The organism is Streptomyces lavendofoliae (genome assembly GCF_014649735.1).
In the GTDB taxonomy this organism is placed as follows: Bacteria; Actinomycetota; Actinomycetes; order Streptomycetales; family Streptomycetaceae; genus Streptomyces; species Streptomyces lavendofoliae.
In genome coordinates this window covers 240,959-257,628 of sequence record NZ_BMTP01000002.1, presented here as the reverse complement: position 1 = coordinate 257,628, position 16,670 = coordinate 240,959, and the positions used below count along the sequence as shown (strand labels likewise).

General features: G+C 74.5%; 17 protein-coding genes and 1 tRNA gene. 11 read left to right on the top strand and 7 right to left on the bottom strand.

From position 1 onward, the window contains the following. Window positions 1-87 precede the first annotated feature (87 nt). Together IE109_RS04050 and IE109_RS04045 are read left to right on the top strand one after the other, a co-directional pair. Window positions 88-1,641 carry an AlkA N-terminal domain-containing protein gene (locus IE109_RS04050; RefSeq protein WP_189549105.1) on the top strand — a complete coding sequence of 518 codons (1,554 nt, stop codon included), beginning with the start codon at window positions 88-90 and terminating at the stop codon, window positions 1,639-1,641. A gap of 13 nt (window positions 1,642-1,654) precedes the next feature. Next, window positions 1,655-2,164, top strand: coding sequence for a methylated-DNA--[protein]-cysteine S-methyltransferase (locus IE109_RS04045; protein ID WP_189549103.1), 510 nt, complete (start codon window positions 1,655-1,657; stop codon window positions 2,162-2,164). Between the two features lie 39 nt (window positions 2,165-2,203). Here the strand turns inward: IE109_RS04045 and IE109_RS04040 are convergent, their stop codons facing one another. The 3 genes from IE109_RS04040 to IE109_RS04030 form a co-directional block, all read right to left on the bottom strand. Then, entirely contained in the window at window positions 2,204-2,920 is a 717-nt protein-coding gene (locus IE109_RS04040) for an SIR2 family NAD-dependent protein deacylase (RefSeq protein ID WP_189549101.1), read from the bottom strand. A gap of 75 nt (window positions 2,921-2,995) precedes the next feature. Further along, complete coding sequence (locus IE109_RS04035; RefSeq protein ID WP_189549098.1) at window positions 2,996-3,487, bottom strand: NUDIX domain-containing protein; 492 nt, start codon at window positions 3,485-3,487, stop codon at window positions 2,996-2,998. A gap of 38 nt (window positions 3,488-3,525) precedes the next feature. Further along, window positions 3,526-3,816, bottom strand: coding sequence for a hypothetical protein (locus IE109_RS04030; protein ID WP_189549096.1), 291 nt, complete (start codon window positions 3,814-3,816; stop codon window positions 3,526-3,528). Window positions 3,817-3,924: 108 nt separating this feature from the next. Between IE109_RS04030 and IE109_RS04025 the strand changes: the two genes are divergently transcribed. The 3 genes from IE109_RS04025 (at window position 3,925) to IE109_RS04015 (ending at window position 7,209) form a co-directional block, all read left to right on the top strand. Next, window positions 3,925-3,994 (top strand) — tRNA-Ser (locus IE109_RS04025). A 348-nt stretch (window positions 3,995-4,342) separates the two neighbouring features. Next, window positions 4,343-5,953, top strand: coding sequence for a TROVE domain-containing protein (locus IE109_RS04020; protein WP_189549095.1), 1,611 nt, complete (start codon window positions 4,343-4,345; stop codon window positions 5,951-5,953). Window positions 5,954-6,054: 101 nt separating this feature from the next. Continuing rightward, complete coding sequence (locus tag IE109_RS04015; protein ID WP_189549093.1) at window positions 6,055-7,209, top strand: glycerate kinase; 1,155 nt, start codon at window positions 6,055-6,057, stop codon at window positions 7,207-7,209. A gap of 24 nt (window positions 7,210-7,233) precedes the next feature. Here IE109_RS04015 and IE109_RS04010 read toward each other — a convergent pair whose 3' ends face one another. Both IE109_RS04010 and IE109_RS04005 read right to left on the bottom strand, forming a co-directional pair. Beyond that, window positions 7,234-7,554 (bottom strand): hypothetical protein, encoded by a 321-nt coding sequence (locus tag IE109_RS04010; protein ID WP_189549091.1) that lies wholly within the window; start codon window positions 7,552-7,554, stop codon window positions 7,234-7,236. A gap of 677 nt (window positions 7,555-8,231) precedes the next feature. Next, window positions 8,232-9,419 carry a PucR family transcriptional regulator gene (locus IE109_RS04005; protein WP_189549089.1) on the bottom strand — a complete coding sequence of 396 codons (1,188 nt, stop codon included), beginning with the start codon at window positions 9,417-9,419 and terminating at the stop codon, window positions 8,232-8,234. A 182-nt stretch (window positions 9,420-9,601) separates the two neighbouring features. Between IE109_RS04005 and IE109_RS04000 the strand changes: the two genes are divergently transcribed. Genes IE109_RS04000 through IE109_RS03975 form a run of 6 tightly spaced genes read left to right on the top strand, consistent with a single transcriptional unit; the run spans window position 9,602 to window position 15,015 of the window. Further along, the gene (locus IE109_RS04000; protein ID WP_189549087.1) at window positions 9,602-10,399 is read left to right on the top strand and encodes an ABC transporter ATP-binding protein; all 798 of its coding nucleotides are present in this window, start codon (window positions 9,602-9,604) and stop codon (window positions 10,397-10,399) included. Then, the gene (locus IE109_RS33680; RefSeq protein ID WP_189549085.1) at window positions 10,396-11,166 is read left to right on the top strand and encodes an ABC transporter ATP-binding protein; all 771 of its coding nucleotides are present in this window, start codon (window positions 10,396-10,398) and stop codon (window positions 11,164-11,166) included. Before IE109_RS04000 ends, IE109_RS33680 begins: the two co-directional genes overlap by 4 nt. Next, window positions 11,163-12,053, top strand: a complete 891-nt coding sequence (locus tag IE109_RS03990; protein ID WP_189549083.1) for a branched-chain amino acid ABC transporter permease — start codon at window positions 11,163-11,165, stop codon at window positions 12,051-12,053. Before IE109_RS33680 ends, IE109_RS03990 begins: the two co-directional genes overlap by 4 nt. After that, the gene (locus IE109_RS03985; protein WP_189549081.1) at window positions 12,046-13,140 is read left to right on the top strand and encodes a branched-chain amino acid ABC transporter permease; all 1,095 of its coding nucleotides are present in this window, start codon (window positions 12,046-12,048) and stop codon (window positions 13,138-13,140) included. The genes IE109_RS03990 and IE109_RS03985 overlap by 8 nt, the downstream gene beginning before the upstream one ends. Beyond that, entirely contained in the window at window positions 13,137-14,408 is a 1,272-nt protein-coding gene (locus IE109_RS03980) for an ABC transporter substrate-binding protein (protein ID WP_189549079.1), read from the top strand. Before IE109_RS03985 ends, IE109_RS03980 begins: the two co-directional genes overlap by 4 nt. A gap of 55 nt (window positions 14,409-14,463) precedes the next feature. Further along, window positions 14,464-15,015, top strand: coding sequence for a GNAT family N-acetyltransferase (locus tag IE109_RS03975; RefSeq protein WP_189549078.1), 552 nt, complete (start codon window positions 14,464-14,466; stop codon window positions 15,013-15,015). 69 nt (window positions 15,016-15,084) lie between these two features. On the opposite strand, the gene pssA is transcribed toward IE109_RS03975, so the two are convergent. Both pssA and IE109_RS03965 read right to left on the bottom strand, forming a co-directional pair. Then, window positions 15,085-15,948 (bottom strand): CDP-diacylglycerol--serine O-phosphatidyltransferase, encoded by an 864-nt coding sequence (gene pssA, locus IE109_RS03970; protein WP_189549604.1) that lies wholly within the window; start codon window positions 15,946-15,948, stop codon window positions 15,085-15,087. Further along, window positions 15,941-16,597, bottom strand: a complete 657-nt coding sequence (locus IE109_RS03965) for a phosphatidylserine decarboxylase (protein ID WP_189549076.1) — start codon at window positions 16,595-16,597, stop codon at window positions 15,941-15,943. The genes pssA and IE109_RS03965 overlap by 8 nt, the downstream gene beginning before the upstream one ends. Between the last annotated feature and the right edge of the window lie 73 nt (window positions 16,598-16,670).

Genomic DNA, 16,670 nt, shown 5'->3' with positions numbered 1-16,670 from the left:
CCGGGGAATCGGCGCTTCCCTGGCAGGGCGAGGCTGATGTCGTATTTCCGCCAGCGGCACCGGCTCGGCGTGCTCGATGCTGGAGGCATGCACACCGACACCGAGCGCTGCGTGCGGGCCGTCCGGTCCAAGGACGCCCGATTCGACGGCTGGTTCTTCACCGCCGTCCTGACCACCCGCATCTACTGCCGCCCGAGCTGCCCGGTCGTGCCGCCGAAGCCCGAGAACATGGTCTTCTACCCGAGTGCCGCCGCCTGTCAGCAGGCCGGGTTCCGCGCGTGCAAGCGGTGCCGGCCCGACACCAGCCCCGGGTCGCCGGAGTGGAACGCCCGCGCCGACGCGGTCGCCCGCGCCATGCGCCTCATCCGGGACGGCGTCGTCGACCGCGAGGGCGTACCCGGCCTGGCCGCCCGGCTCGGCTACTCGACCCGCCAGATCGAGCGCCAACTGCTCGCCGAGCTGGGCGCCGGACCGCTCGCCCTGGCCCGCGCCCAGCGCGCCCAGACGGCGCGGCTCCTCATCGAGACGACCGGACTGCCCCTGGCGGACGTCGCGTTCGCCGCCGGGTTCGCATCCGTGCGCACCTTCAACGACACCGTGCGCGAGGTCTTCGCCCTCTCCCCGAGCGAGCTGCGCGCCCGCGCCGCCCGCGTCACGGGCGGTGACACCGGTGCCGGCGCCACCGGTCCCGGCAGGACCCGCGGTGCCGGCGGCACCGGGGACGGCCGCGGCGCCGGCAGGGCACCGGGGACGCCCGGCGTCATCGCCCTGCGCCTCCCGTACCGGTCACCCCTCAACCCCGACAACCTCTTCGGCCACCTGGCCGCGACCGCCGTTCCCGGCGTGGAGGAGTGGCGCGACGGCGCCTACCGGCGCACGCTCGCCCTCCCGCACGGCCACGGCATCGTCGCCCTCACTCCCCGCCCCGACCACATCGCCTGCCGCCTGTCGCTGACCGACCCTCGCGACCTCACGCTCGCCATCAGCCGCTGCCGCTGGCTGCTCGACCTGGACGCCGACCCCGTCGCGGTCGACGACCAGCTCCGCACCGACCCCCTCCTCGCGCCCCTGATCGACAAGGCGCCCGGCCGGCGCGTCCCCCGTACCGTCGACGCCGCCGAGTTCGCGGTACGGGCGGTCCTCGGCCAGCAGGTCTCCACCGCCGCCGCCCGCACCCACGCCGCCCGGCTGGTCACCGCCCACGGCACGCCCGTCGACGACCCGGAGGGCGGGCTCACCCACCTCTTCCCGGACCCGGAGGCGCTGGCCGCGCTCGACTCCGAGGCGCTCGCCCTGCCCCGCAGCCGCCGCACCACGCTCACCACCCTGATCGGCGCCCTCGCCGGCGGCTCGCTGCGGCTGGGCCCCGGCAGCGACTGGGACGAGGCCCGCGCGAGGCTCGCCGCGCTGCCCGGCTTCGGCCCCTGGACGGTCGAGGTGATCGCCATGCGTGCCCTCGGCGACCCCGACGCGTTCCTCCCGACCGACCTCGGCGTCCGGCGCGCCGCCGCCGGCCTCGGCCTGCCCTCCACGCCCGCCGCCCTGACCGCCCGCGCCGCCGCCTGGCGGCCCTGGCGCGCGTACGCCGTCCAGTACCTGTGGGCGACCGACACCCACCCCGTCAACCACCTGCCCGTATAAGGGAGTCCCGCCGATGAACCGCCGGCACACCGTCGTCGACAGCCCGTACGGCCCGCTCACCCTCGTCGCCACCGACGGGGCCCTCAGCGGTCTCTACATGACCGACCAGCGCCACCGCCCGCCGGAGGAGACCTTCGGCGACCCGGACCCCCGCCCCTTCGGCGAGGTGGTCCGCCAGCTCGACGCCTACCACGCCCGCGAACTCACCGAGTTCGACCTGCCGCTGCACCTGTCCGGTACGCCGTTCCAGCGCGGCGTCTGGGAGCAGCTGCGCAGGATCCCGTACGGCGAGACCCGCTCGTACGGCGAACTCGCCGCGGTCCTCGGCCGTCCCGGCGCCTCCCGCGCCGTCGGCCTCGCCAACGGCAAGAACCCCGTCGGCATCATCGTCCCGTGCCACCGGGTCATCGGCGCGAGCGGCGGCCTCACGGGCTACGGCGGCGGCCTCGACCGCAAGCAGCGCCTGCTCGCGTTCGAAGGCGCCCTCGGCGCCGCCGTCCCGGCCGCGGACGCCCTCTTCTGACGCCCCGGGGCGCCCGCGCCCGGCACCGCCCGGAGCCGCTCAGAGCCGCTTGAGCAGCTCCGGCAGCGCCGTACCGATGGGCTCGCGCACGACCTCGTCGGCCAGTGCGTCGTACGGTGTCGGCTCGGCGTTCACGATGACCAGCCGCGCCCCGTGGTCCGCCGCCACACCGGCGAGCGACGCGGCGGGCTGCACCTGGAGCGTCGAGCCGACCGCGAGGAACACCTCGGCGGCCTTGGCGATCCCCGTCGCCTCACCCAGCACCACCGGGTCCAGCCGCTCACCGAACATCACCGTCGCCGGCTTCAGGATCCCGCCGCACGCCTCGCACGGCGGGTCGTCCTCACCCGCCTCGACCCGGGCCAGCGCCTCGTCCATGGACGACCGCGCGTCGCACCCCGTGCACACCACCGCCCGCGCGGTGCCGTGCAGTTCCAGCACCTTGCGCGCGGGCATCCCGGCGAGCTGGTGCAGTCCGTCCACGTTCTGCGTGATGACGCGGACCGCGAAGCCCGGTGTGCGCTCCAGCTCGGCGATCGCCCGGTGCGCGGCGTTCGGTCGGGCCTTCGGCGCCGCCGCGTCGCGCCGCATCAGCCAGGCCCGGCGCCGGATGTCCGGATCGGCCATGTAGTACGCGTAGGTGACCAGCTTCTCGGCCTCCGGATCGCGCCGCCACAGCCCGTTGGGACCCCGGTAGTCACTGATGCCGGAGTCCGTGGAGACACCGGCACCGCTCAGGATCGCGACGAGAGTCATGCCGCCGAGGCTACGCAGCGGCCGCCCGCCCCCGCCAACCCGATTCGCCGCCGTGCGGTGCGGCCGCGCGTCCGCTCACCGCACCGGGCGGCCGTTCTCCAGTTCCAGGGCGCCGCCGCCGGCCGCCAGGGCGTCGAGGGCCGCCGTCACGCGCGGGCCCAGGGAGCCGAGCAGGTGCGTCGCCAGGTCCTGGCGCTCCACCAGCTTCCAGGACAGCAGCTCCTCCTCCTGGAGCCGGACGGCGCGGAGGCGGTCGCCGTCAAGGACGCCGCCGTCGTAGACGTACGCCACGATCGGGGGCCGCGCCGTGCCGTGCACCCAGTCGACCGCGAGCAGCGGGCCCAGCTCCACGTCCAGGCCGATCTCCTCCAGGGTCTCCCGCCGGGCGGCCTGCCTCGGGGTCTCCCCGGCGTCGGACTCCACGGTGCCGCCCGGCAGGGCCCAGCCGTCCCGGTAATTCGGCTCGACCAGCAGGACGCGGCCCTCCTCGTCACGCAGGAGCGCCGCGGCGCCGGCCAGGACGCGGGGGAGTCCGGCGATGTACGCCGCGTAATCGGTGGTCGTCACGGGGTCAGGGTAGTGGGCGGGCCCACCCGGCCCCGCCGTCACGGAGACGGCAGGGACGGCGCCGGTACGACGGCCCCGCCGCCCTCCCGGACGGCCTCCACCACCGCCTCGTGCAGATCCCTGCTGTCCCGTTCCGAACGGCACGGCACGGGGCTGCCGGTCATGGTGAACCATTCGGAGGCCCCGCTGTACTGGACGGCGATCTGCGCCTCGCCGCCCGCCCAGGTGGTGTGCACGGTGACATTTCCCGTGACGATCCCGAGCTCCTCGGTCCGGACGCCGCCACGCCCCGTGTACACGTCGGTCGTCGTCCACGATGCCCACGTCATGAAGCGAGCGTCACACGAATGGCCGACACCCGCGACTCGGGCGCATAGCCACCCGGGGGCGCGAATAATCCATGGCGGCCGGACAGTTCGTCTCCCTAGAGTGAACAGCGTCCAGGTGCGAAGGCAGGACCTACTTCCACTGCTAATGGGGCGGTCGCGGGTTCGAGTCCCGTCATCGGCTTCGGGCCGGTGTAGCTCAGTCGGTAGAGCACCTTGTCGGTTCCGCCGGCCTTGAACTCTGGACAGCAGTACGTCACGCACCTCCCGGTGCGCCGGCCGCGGCTACTTCCTTCCCACGAAACCCGCCGCGACCACCTTGATCTCGGGAGGCGCGGCGGACGGGGTGCCCGGTGCGAAGGCGACGGATACTTCTCAGGGGACAGCAGGGCGCGGGTTCGAATCCCGCCACCGGCCGTGCGCCGGTGTGGCTCAGCGAGGTGGAGCGGCTGTGATGACGGCCGTCGCCGGCGGGCGACCTCGGGCGCCCCGTCCGCCGTGCGTCCCCACCGAATTCGGGGGAATCCACATGGCACGCTTCAACGTCCGCCGGACCGCCACCGCCACTGCGGCCGCCACCGCCGCCGCCTTCGGCCGTGCGGTCTCGCCGGTACGGTCGACCGGCCGCGCCACCACCCACCAGGGCGGCGCCGGTGTACTGCGCGACCCGCGCTCCGAGCTGTTCCTGCTCGCCGTCGCCAACTTCGTCACGCAGACGACCTTCTACGAGTCCGGCGGCGAGCGCGACGACCGGTTCGCCGGGCTCGTGCGCGAGCTCGCCGTCGAGGACCCCGAGTGGACCGCCGGTCTGCTGGGCTGGCTGCGGGGCGAGGGCAACATGCGCACCGCGGCCCTCGTCGGCGCCGCCGAGTACGTCCACGCCCGCCTGGAGGCCACCGCCACCGACGGCCCCGCCAACCGGCAGGTCGTCGCCTCCGTCCTCCAGCGCGCGGACGAGCCGGGCGAACTGCTCGGCTACTGGACCTCCCGGTACGGGCGCAATGTGCCCAAGCCCGTCAAGCGCGGCATCGCCGACGCCGTCCGGCGCCTCTACACCGCCCGCGCGCTGCTGAAGTACGACACGGACGGCAAGGGCTACCGCTTCGGCGACGTCCTCAACCTGGTGCACGCCGCGCCCGACCCGGCCAGGCCCCGGCAGGGCGAGCTGTTCCAGTACGCCCTTGACCGCCGCCACCACCCCGAAACCGCGCTCCCGCCCGCCTCGCACCGGATGCTCACCGCCCACCGGGCGCTGATGGGGCTGCCGGTCGCCGAGCGCCGCGCCGTGGTCACCGGCCCCGACGGCGCGGCGCGACTGGCGGAGGCGGGCATGACCTGGGAGGCCCTGGCCGGCTGGCTCCAGGGCCCGCTGGACGCGGCCGCCTGGGAGGCGGTCATCCCGTCCATGGGCACGATGGCGCTCCTGCGCAACCTGCGGAACTTCGACGAGGCGGGGGTGAGCGACCGGGTCGCCGCGGACGTCGCCGCGCGGATCTCCGACCCGGAGGCCGTGGGCGCCTCCCGCCAGTTCCCGTTCCGGTACCTGGCCGCCTACCAGCACGCGCCGTCGCTGCGCTGGTCGTACCCGCTGGAGCAGGCGCTCGGCCACTCGCTGGGACACGTGCCCGCGCTGCCCGGCCGGACCCTGGTCCTGGTCGACCGCTCCGGCTCCATGTGGGCGCCCCTGTCCCAGCGCTCCCGGCTGAACCGCGCCGACGCGGCGGCCGTCTTCGGAGCGGCGCTGGCCCTGCGAGCCGCCGACGCCGACCTGGTCGAGTTCGGCACGGGCCACGCGCCCGTGCCGTACCGCGCGGGCGAGTCGGTCCTGAAGGTCCTGGACCGCTTCCACAGCATGGGCGGCACCAACACCACGGAGGCGGTGCGCGCGCACTACCGCGGCCACGACCGGGTCCTGATCGTCACCGACGAGCAGGCGGCGTACAGCCACTACGGCGACCCGGCGGAGCAGGTCCCGGCACACGTGCCCGTCTACACCTGGAACCTCGCCGGCTACCGCCCGGGCCACGCCCCGTCCGGGAACGCCGCCCGGCACACCTTCGGCGGCCTGACGGACGCCGCGTTCCGCATGGTCCCCCTGCTGGAGGCCGGGCAGGCGGCCCACTGGCCCTGGTCGGCCTGACCAGCGGGTCCGCCCGCCGGACAGGGGGTGGCACAGCGTCTCACCCTCCGGATAGGGTCGGCCCCGGCGCGACTGCCTGTTCGAAAGCAAGGGATGCAAGGGTGACGGACGGAGCAGTAACTGAGGCCGCGCGCGTGCTCGTCGCGGCTGACAAGTTCAAGGGTTCGCTCACGGCCGTACAGGTCGCGGAGCGGGTGACGGCCGGGCTCCGGCACGTCGTCCCGGGGCTCGAGGTGGAGACCCTGCCCGTGGCCGACGGCGGTGACGGCACGGTCGCCGCCGCGGTGGCGGCCGGGTTCGAGCGGCGTGAGGTACGGGTCACCGGCCCGCTCGGCGCGCCGGTGACCGCCGCGTACGCGCTGCGCGACGGCACGGCCGTGGTGGAGATGGCGGAGGCGTCGGGCCTCCAGTTGCTCCCCGAGGGCGTCTTCGCACCGCTGACGTCCACCACCTACGGCTCCGGCGAGCTGCTGCGCGCCGCGCTGGACGCGGGGGCGCGCACCATCGTCTTCGGCGTGGGCGGCAGCGCCACCACGGACGGCGGCGCCGGCATGCTGGCCGCGCTGGGCGCCCGGTTCCTGGACAAGGACGGGGAGCCCGTCGGCCCGGGCGGCGGGGGCCTCAGGGACCTCGCCACCGCCGACCTGTCGGGCCTCGACGCCCGCTTCGCGGACGTGGAGCTGGTCCTCGCCAGCGATGTCGACAACCCGCTGACCGGCCCGAAGGGCGCGCCCGCCGTGTACGGGCCACAGAAGGGCGCGTCCCCGGAGGACGTCGCGGAGCTGGACGCCGCGCTGGCCCACTTCGCGTCCGTCCTCGCCGGTTCGACCGGCTCGCGGGCCACCGAGCTGGCCGAGTCGCCGGGCGCCGGCGCCGCGGGCGGCATCGGATACGGGGCGCTGGTCGCCCTCGGAGCGGGTTTCCGCCCCGGTATCGAGGTCATGCTGGACGTCCTCGGCTTCGGCCCCGCACTGTCCCGCGCGACGCTGGTGATCACCGGTGAGGGCTCCCTCGACGAACAGACCCTGCACGGCAAGGCCCCGGCCGGGGTGGCGGCGGCGGCCCGCGCCGCGGGCGTCGAGGTCGTCGCGGTGTGCGGTCGCCTCGCCCTGCAGCCCGAGGCGCTGGGGAGGGCGGGCATCCGCCGCGCCTACCCGCTGCTGGAGCTGGAGCCGGACCCGGCCAGGTGCATGGCCGAGGCCGGCCCGCTGCTGGAGCGCCAGGCGGCGAACATCGCGCGCGACTTCCTGTCGTAGGGGAGTCCGCCCGGGGACGCCCTCTCACCGGGCGGTGGTGCCGCCTTCCCGTACCCGGCTCGCCGGGGCGGTCCCGGCGGGGCGGGCGGGCTGCTGCGGGGCGTACGGTCCGGCGTCGGGGCCCGGGGTGTCGTAGAGGGCGCCGTAGCGGGCGTAGGCGTCGGCGACGATGGCCTCCGCCACGGCGACCTGCTCGTTCCCGACGACGGGCCCGCGCCCCGGCAGGTACGGCACCGGCCTCAGCGCAGGGTGGCGGCGTCGCCACCACGCGTCGGCGAGCGCGTAGAGACCCGAGGCGCAGACCAGTACCGGGACGGTCAGGGCGAGCAGCAGGTCGGACGTCATGGGCGGATCCCCCGATCGGTGAAGACGCGGCCGTTGGGCCCCGTATGCCCCGTCAGGGGCGTTCCGTGCCTGTGCGGCCCCGGGTGGCCGGCGGGAGCCGCACAGGATCAACGGCCGAGAGGGCTCGATCGACTGCACCCGTTCGGGCTACACGGGCCGCCACCGGGGTCACCGGGCCACCCTCCTGCCCCTCCCGACCCTCCCGTCCCCTCGACCGGCCGCCGGGGCTCGCCGGGGCCCGGCGACCCTCGAAGGCGGTCCGGTACGCCGCGGGCCGCCGTGCTCCAAGCCGGGACCGCGCATGGGCGGTGAGGGCCGGTCCGGCGGGACGTCCAAGGGCAGGCGGTGGTGCTGCCGGTACGCCCCGCACCGCGCCCGCGAACCGTCACCCGGCCCCCACGCACGCCGGCGGCCCCCGCGCCCCGCCCCCGGGGGCCGGGCACCCGCCACGCCGCCACGGGCCACGGGCACCCGCCACGCCGGCACGGGCCACGGGCACGCGCGCCGGGCACCCGCCACGCCGCCACGGGCCACGGGCACGCGCGCCGGCCAACCCCCACGCGCGCCGGCCAACCGCCACGCGCGCCGGCCAACCGCCACGCGCGCCGGGCCATCGCCCCCGGCCCGCCGCCGCCCCGCCGGCCGCTCCGGCGGCAACGGCCGGCCCGCCCCCACCGCTACCCCGGCGACAACCGGAACGCGTCCAGGGCCAGCGTCATCTCCGTCAGGTCCCGCGGCCGGGACAGCGACCGCGACGTGAGCTGCTCCAGGCGGCGCAGGCGGTTGAACACCGTGTTGCGGTGGCAGTACAGGCGGCTCGCCGCCCGGCCCGCCGAGCCCTCGCAGTCGAGCCACACGTCCAGCGTCTCCAGCAGCACCGCCCGGTCGGCCGGGTCCAGGTCCAGCAGGGCGCCCAGTACCTCCGACACCAGCAGCGACGACAGATCCGGCTGGCTCACCACCAGCGCGCCGGACATCCGGCGGTCCAGGCGCACGATCGCGGGCGCGTCCGCCGGACACGTACGCAGCGCCAGCTCCGCGAGGCGCCGCGCCCGGCCCAGCTCCGTCAGCCCCACCACCACCGGGCTGATCCCGCCCGGACCGGGGCACCGCCCCTCCATGAGCTCCGCCAGCGCGTCGAGCCCGGTCCCCTCGTCCAGCGACACCACCCCGACCTCGCAGTCGGTCCGCATCCGCCACACGAAGCGCAGCCCCTCCGCCTCCAGCCGCCGGTGCGTCAGGTCCCGCCTCGCCGTGCGCAGCACCACCACCGCGTACCGCCCCCGCTCCGGCAGGTCCAGCCCCGCCGCCGCCCGCGCCGCCACCTCCGCCGACCGGGCACCCTCCAGCAGCGCGTCGAGCAGCGCCTGGAGCTGCTCGTCGGTACGGCGCCGCAGCTCCAGCTCCGTGGCCCGGTACGCCTCGGACGCCGTGTCCGCCTGCGCGTCCACCGCCGACCACACCATCGTGGCCGACTGCATCAGCACGGCGAGCCGCCGGGCGTCCGACCCGGCGCCCTCCAGCAGGGCGTCCCACACCTGGTGGCCGGCGAGCCGGTAGGCGTGCACCATCAGGTCCAGCGGCAGCCCCTGCTCCGCCCTCCGCCGTCCCAGCCACTCCGCGTGGTCGAGGTCGCGGCGCGGCGACGCCCTCGGCGCCGAGATCGTCTCGATGCCGATCCGCATCGCGTCCCGCGCCTCCTGCCAGTGCTGGTCGTAGCCGATGACGCGGCCGTACGCGGGGGAGTGGTCGTGCAGCTCCCGCACGTGCTCGTCCACCAGCTCCGGAAGCCGCTCCAGCAGCGCCGCGCACGCCTGAGCGAGCAGCTTCCAGTCGTCCCCCGTACGCGGTCTCCGGGCTCCCATGGCGGGGAGGATGCCACCGCCGCACCCCGGTGCGCACGCCTCTGACACGCGGTGTTGTGCGCGTGCACAACCCGTACCGACGCCCGCTGGGCAACGGCAGCGATTCCCGCCGCGAACGTGGACGGGCGACCGGAGCCGGTGTTGGGGTGAGCGCCACCGAACACACAGACGAGGGGAAATCCATGAGCGCTGCCGCCCTGCACGTGCGGGGGCTGACAGCCGGGTACGGACCCGTGACCGCCCTGCGCGACGTCTCGCTGGACGTTCCGGAGGGCGCCTGCGTCGCCGTCCTCGGCGGCAACGGTGCCGGCAAGTCCACACTGCTGCGCGCTCTTTCGCGCACGCTCGCCTTCCACGGTGGCGCCGCCACCGCCGGCACCGTCACCTTCGCCGGCCGCCCGCTGCACGGACTGCCACCCGACCGGGTCGTCGTGGCCGGACTGTGCCACGTCCCCGAGGGCCGCCAGGTGTTCGCCCGCATGACGGTCGAGGACAACCTCCGCGCGGGCGCGCTCACCGCCGCCCGCGGCGGCCGGGCCGCCGCCGTCCGCCGCGTCCACGAGCTGTTCCCCGTCCTCGCCGAGCGCGCCGGCCAGCGCGCCGGGCTGCTGTCCGGCGGCGAACAGCAGATGCTCGCCGTCGCCCGTGCCCTGATGGCCTCCCCGCGCCTGCTGCTGCTCGACGAGCCGTCCCTCGGCCTCGCCCCGCTGATGGCCGCCCGGATCGCCGACACCGTCCGTGAGATCAACGCCCAGGGCACCTCCGTGCTGCTCGTCGAGCAGAACGCCGCGCTCGCGCTGCGCCTGGCCTCCCACGCGTACGTCCTGGAGGTCGGCGAGGTCGCGATCGAGGGGCCCGCGGGCGAGCTCGCCGCCTCCGACGAGGTACGCCGCCGCTACCTCGGCGTCGTCGACGAGCAGGCCGCCGCCGACGCCCCGGCCGCGGCCGTGCCGCACCTCGCCCGCTGGGAGGACGCGTGACGACCCTCGAAGTCCGGGACCTCACCGTCCGGTTCGCCGGCCTCACCGCCCTCGACGGGGTGGGTTTCACGGTGGCCCCCGGGACCGTCCACGCCGTCATCGGCCCCAACGGCGCCGGGAAGTCCACCACCTTCAACGTGCTGTCCGGCGTCTACCGCGCCACCTCCGGCAGCGTGCGGTTCGACGGCCACGAGCTGACCGGCCTGCCCCCGCACCGCATCGCCGCCCTCGGCGTCGCCAGGATCTTCCAGAACCTGGCCCTGCCGCCGTACGCCACGGTCGCCGACGCCCTCATGCTGGGCCGGCACCGGCTCACCCGCGCCGGATTCCTCGCCACCGGGCTGCGACTGCCGTCCGCCGCCCGGGAGGAGGCCCGCCACCGGGCCCGCGTCCGCGAGATCGCCGAGTTCACCGGCCTCGCCGACAAGCTGGACCAGCCGGCCGCCTCCCTCCCGTACGGGCAGCAGAAGCTCGCCGAACTGGCCCGCGCCCTGTGCATGGAGCCCAAGCTGCTGCTGCTCGACGAACCCGTCGCCGGGATGACCGGCGAGGAACGCCGCCGCACGGCCGCCGTCATCGCGGGCGTCCGCGACAGCCTCGGCATCTCCATCGTCCTCGTCGAGCACGACATGGGCGTGGTGATGCGGCTCGCCGACTCCGTGACCGTCCTCGACTTCGGCCGCCGGATCGCCGACGGCGCCCCCGCCGACGTACAGAACGACCCGGCCGTCGTCCGCGCCTACCTCGGACAGGAGACCGCCGAGTGACCACCTTCGCCGAACTCCTCCTGGGCGGAGTGGCCCTCGGGTCCGTCTACGCCCTCATCGCCCTCGGGTTCGTCGTCATCTTCCGCGCCACCGAGGTCGTCAACTTCGCCCACGCCTCGCTCCTCCTCGCCGGCGGTTACGTGACCGCCGTGCTCCACGACGACATCGGCTTCTGGCTGGCGCTCGCGGTCGGCGTCGCGGGCGCCGCGCTCGTCGGCGCGGCCGTCGAGTTCCTGGTGATGCGCCGCTACCGGGGCCGGGACCACAGTGTGCTCGCCATCGTCACGATCGGCGTGGACATCCTGCTCACCACCGAGCTGGCCCGCCGTATCGGCACGGACGTGCTCTCCCTCGGCGACCCGTGGGGCGACGCCGTCGTCACCATCGGTTCCGTCACCATCGCCCAGACGCGGATCGCCGCGTTCCTGGCCGCCGCCCTGCTGATCACCGCTTTCCTGCTGGCCTTCCGGTTCACCTCCTGGGGCGTGGCCATGCGCGCCGCCGCCGAGAGTCCCTCGACCGCCGCCCTGATGGGCGTCCGGCTGGGCCGGGTCTCGCTCGGCGCCTGGGCCGTGGCGGGCGGTCTCGCCGCCGTCGCGGCCCTCTTCCTCACCGTCTTCCCGACCCCCGGGCTGGAACGCACCACCTCCCTGGCCGCCCTCAAGGCGTTCCCCGCCGCCATCCTCGGCGGCCTGGACTCCACCACCGGCGCGCTCGTCGGCGGACTGCTCGTCGGCGTCACCGAGTCGCTCGCCACCGGCTACCAGGGCGACCTGACCTTCCTCGGCCGCGGCATCGGCGACCTGGCGCCCTACCTCGTCATGGTCGCGGTCCTGCTGATCCGCCCCGCCGGGCTCTTCGGTACGAAGGAGCTCGCCCGTGTCTGACACGCTCACCCGACCGCCCGCCCGGCGGCGGGCCAAGCCCCGGCTCCTCGCCTGGGCCCTCGGCGCGGTCCTCCTCCTCGCCCTGCCCTTCTACCTGGAACGCTTCTGGCTCCAGGCCGGTCTGTTCGCCATGGTCGCCGCCATCGGCGCCATCGGCATCAACCTGCTCACCGGGGCCACCGGCCAGCTGTCCATGGGACACGCCTTCTTCCTCGCCGTCGGCGCCTACGGCTACTGCGCGTTCGCCGGCGACGGCAGCGACGGACTGGCCGGTCTCGGGCTGCCCGGCTGGCTCGCCGCCGTCGCGGCGGTGGCCCTGGCGGGCGTGGCGGGCGGCCTGTTCAGCCCGATCGCCGGCCGGCTGCGCGGCGCGTACCTCGGCATCGCCACCCTCGCGCTGATCTTCATCGGCCAGCACGTGCTGTTCAACGCCCACGACCTGACCGGAGGCTTCAACGGCCGGGCCGTCCCGCCGCTGAACCTGCTGGGTGTCACCTTCGACGAGAGCGAGCTGCTCGTCGCCCAGGTGCCGTTCGGTGCCGCCGAGAAGCTGTGGTACCTGGGCCTGGCCCTGCTCCTCGGCTCCGCCCTGTTCGCCCGCGGAGTGCTGCGCGGCCGGCCGGGGCGCGCCCTGAACGCCATCCGCGACCACCGCATCGCCGCGGGCGTCCTCGGCATCCCGGTGGCCCGCTACCGCGCCGCCGCGTTCGTCCTGTCATCGATGTACGCGGGGCTCGCCGGTGTCCTGCTGGCCCTGGTCTTCCAGCGGACCGTGCCGGAGTACTTCGGCATGCTGCTCTCCCTCGAGTACCTGGCCATGATCGTGATCGGCGGCCTGGGCTCGGTGGCGGGCGCGGTGGTGGGGGGCGTCTTCGTCTCCCTGCTGCCGCAGGTTCTCAACCGGTACAGCGACGCGCTGCCCCTGGTGTCCGCCCCCGGAACGGGCGGGATCGCACCCGGCGAGGCGTCGCGCTACCTGTACGGCGCCGCCGTCGTGGCCGTCGTGCTCTTCCTGCCCGGTGGCCTGGTCCGGCTGGCCGCCCGGCGTCCCGCACAACCCTCAGGTACCACAGCGGAGGAACGATGACCATGCGCAGACAACGGCGGCTCGCCGCCACCCTCGCCGCGCTCGTCGCCCTGACGGCGGCGGCCGGCTGCAGCTCCAAGGCGAAGACCGGTGACGACGCCGGAGGCAAGGGCGCCGACGGCGTGAGGACCGGCGAGGGCGTCGACGCCGAGGCGATCCGGCTCGGCGTGCTCACCGACATGACCGGGGTGTACGCCACGCTCGGCAAGAGCGTCACCCAGGCCCAGCAGCTGTACGTCAAGCAGCTGAACGCCGCCGGCGGCGTCTGCGGACGCACGGTGGAGCTGACGGTCCGCGACCACGGCTACGACCCCCAGAAGGCGCTCGCCGCCTACACGGAGCTGGAGCCCAAGGTGCTGGGCTTCCCGCAGTTCATCGGCTCACCGTTCGTGGCGGCGGTCAAGCAGCGCGTCGACGGCCAGGACAAGGGGCTCGTGCTGCCCCAGGCGTGGTCGGCGTCGCTGCTGGGCAGCCCGCACATCCGGGTGATCGGCGCCACGTACGACATCGAGACGATCAACGCGGTGGACTTCCTGCTGAAGGAGAAGGGCCTGACGAAGGGCGACAAGCTGGGCCACGTCTACTTCGAGGGCGACTACGGCGAGAACGCGCTCAGGGGCTCGAAGTACGCGGCGGGGAAGGCCGGGCTGACGGTCGTCGAGCAGAAGATCAAGCCGACCGACAACGACATGTCGGCCCAGGTCGCGGCGCTCAAGCAGGCCGGGGTCAAGGCCGTCGTCCTCAGCGCCGGCCCGCGCCAGGCGGCCTCGCTCGTCGGTGTGGCGGCGGCGGTGAAGCTCACCGTCCCGGTGATCGGCAACAACTCGGCCTACGCGCCGCAGCTGCTGGCCACCCAGGCGGGACCGGCGCTGGAGCGCATGTACTACGTGTCCACCCCCAGCCTGCCGATCGGCGCCGACACCCCGGCCGCCAGGAAGCTGGTCGCCGACTACCGCGCCGCCTACCCGAAGGACACCCTGGACAACGGCGTCGTCGCCGGATGGACGGCCGGGCAGGTCTTCGGCGAGGCGCTGAAGAAGGCGTGCGCGGACAAGGACCTGACCCGCGAGGGCGTCGGCAAGGCGCTGCTGAAGCTGAACGCCCACGACGCGGGCTTCGGCATGACGCACGACTTCTCCGACCCGAAGGCGCCCTCGTCGCGGCAGAGCGTGATCATCCAGCCCGACAAGTCCGTCCCCGGGGGTGCCCGGGTGGTCCGCGGCCCCCAGGTCTCGGAGGCCGCGAAGGGCTTCACACCCGGTGACTGACCGGAGGGGATGACCCCGTCATCCCGCCGAAACGCCGCCGTGTGAAGCTCTGATCATGAGCGACGATCTCCGTACCGCCTACCGGATCGAGCCCCTCACCGCCCGGCAGATCGACGCCCGGGCGGCCGAGGGGCTCGCCCCGCTCCTGTGCGACGCCGTCGAGGGCGGCGCCTCCGTGGGCTTCCTGGCCCCGCTGGACGCCGTCGAGGCGACCGCCTGGTGGCGCGGGGTGGCCGGGGAGACCGCCCGGGGCGTACGGAGCGTCTGGGCGGCGTACGCCCCCGGTGGCGCCGTCGCCGGGGTGATCAGCCTGGTGCGGGCGGCCATGCCGAACCAGCCGCACCGCGGCGACATCGCCAAGCTCCTGGTCCACCGCGACGCCCGCGGCCGTGGCCTGGGCTCCCGGCTGCTCGCGGTGGCCGAGGAGGCAGCGGCGGCCGAGGGGCTCACCCTGCTGGTGCTGGACACCGAGACCGGCAGCGCGGCCGAGGGCCTGTACCGCAGGGCCGGCTGGACCCGCGCCGGCACGATCCCCCGGTACGCCCTGAGCCCGGACGGCACCCCGCACGCGACGACGTACTACTACAAGCTCCTCGGCGGGACGTGACGGGCACGCGGAAGGGCCCGGGCGCGTATCCCGCACCCGGGCCCTTCCGTCATCCACGCCTGTCGTGCGCTACGGCAGCTGGGCCGCCCGCGCCTCCCGGCTCTCGCGCCGGTTGTCGCGGAAGGTGTTCACCCGCCGGGCCGTCGCGAAGAGAGGGATCACGGCGCCCAGCACAACCTGGAGCGCGCAGCCGGTCTGGAGCAGCAGCTGGCCGCCCGGGGCGTCGAACGCCCACGCCGCCAGCAGGCCCATCGCGCCGATGATCCAGCTGAGCATCGCCACCGCGAGGACGCCCCGCGGCTTGGGGTACTCGACACGGCTCACCATCAGCCACGCGGTGCCGATGATCGCCAGCAGCGTCGGGATGAACGGCAGCTCCAGCAGCACGATCGAGACGACCGTCAGCGCTCCGAACGGGGACGGCATGCCCTGGAACATGCCGTCCTTCAGGGTCACGCAGCTGAATCTGGCGAGCCGCAGCACCACCGCCAGCAGCACCACGATCGCGGCGACGGCCGAGACCTTCTGGTGGGCGTCGTCCGCGACCATCCCGTACACCAGGACGAAGTACGCCGGGGCGAGCCCGAAGCTGATCAGGTCCGACAGGTTGTCCAGCTCCGCGCCCATCGGCGAGCTGCGCAGCTTGCGCGCCACGAGCCCGTCGAAGAGGTCGAAGATGGCCGCGAGGAGCATAAGGATCACGGCCGTGGCGGCGCTGTGCCGCGCCATGCCGGTCTCCTGGCTGCCCGTGAGGTGCGGGATCAGGATGCCGGTGGTGGTGAAGTACACCGCCATGAAGCCGCACGTGGCGTTACCCAGCGTGAGCGTGTCCGCTATTGAGAGACGCAGCGACAGCGGCATCTCCTCGGCTTCCTCGGCGATGTCCGCCTCGGCGTCGGCGGCCCAGTCGGCCCGTGTGTCGGGATCAATCACGGTCAATTCGAGTCACCCCCGCGGTCGTGGTCTGACCGACCTCGACAGCGACGTCGACACCTTCCGGAAGGTAGATGTCAACGCGCGATCCGAAGCGGATCAGACCGATGCGCTCGCCCTGCTCGACCTTCGTCCCCTGCGGGATGTACGGCACGATGCGGCGGGCGACCGCGCCGGCGATCTGCACCATCTCGATGTCACCGAGCTCGGTGTCGAAGTGCCAGACAACGCGCTCGTTGTTCTCGCTCTCCTTGTTGAACGCCGGCACGAACCCACCGGGGATGTGCTCGACGGACGTCACCGTGCCCGCCAGGGGGGCGCGGTTGACGTGGACGTTCAGCGGGCTCATGAAGATGGCGACCCGGGTCCGTCCGTCCTTCCACGGCATGATGCTCTGCACCACTCCGTCTGCGGGCGAGATGACCCTGCCCGGCGCGATCTCGCGCTCGGGGTCGCGGAAGAACCACAGCATGCCCGCCGCCAGAGCGGTGGTGGGCACAGCGATGGCCGCGGCGCGCCTGGAACGGCGCGAGCGGGCAAGACTGAGTGCGGCGGTGGCGACGGTCGGCAGAAGCCACGGCGATGCTCCGCGAGCGATACGTACGCCAAGGAGGCTGTCGCGAGGTGCAGAGGTTTGGCTGTGGGGCATGGATGACCTTCGTAGCGGTGATGCCGCGCGAGTGCGGGGGACGGCGGCTTTTTGGCGATGCTATCGGTTGCGG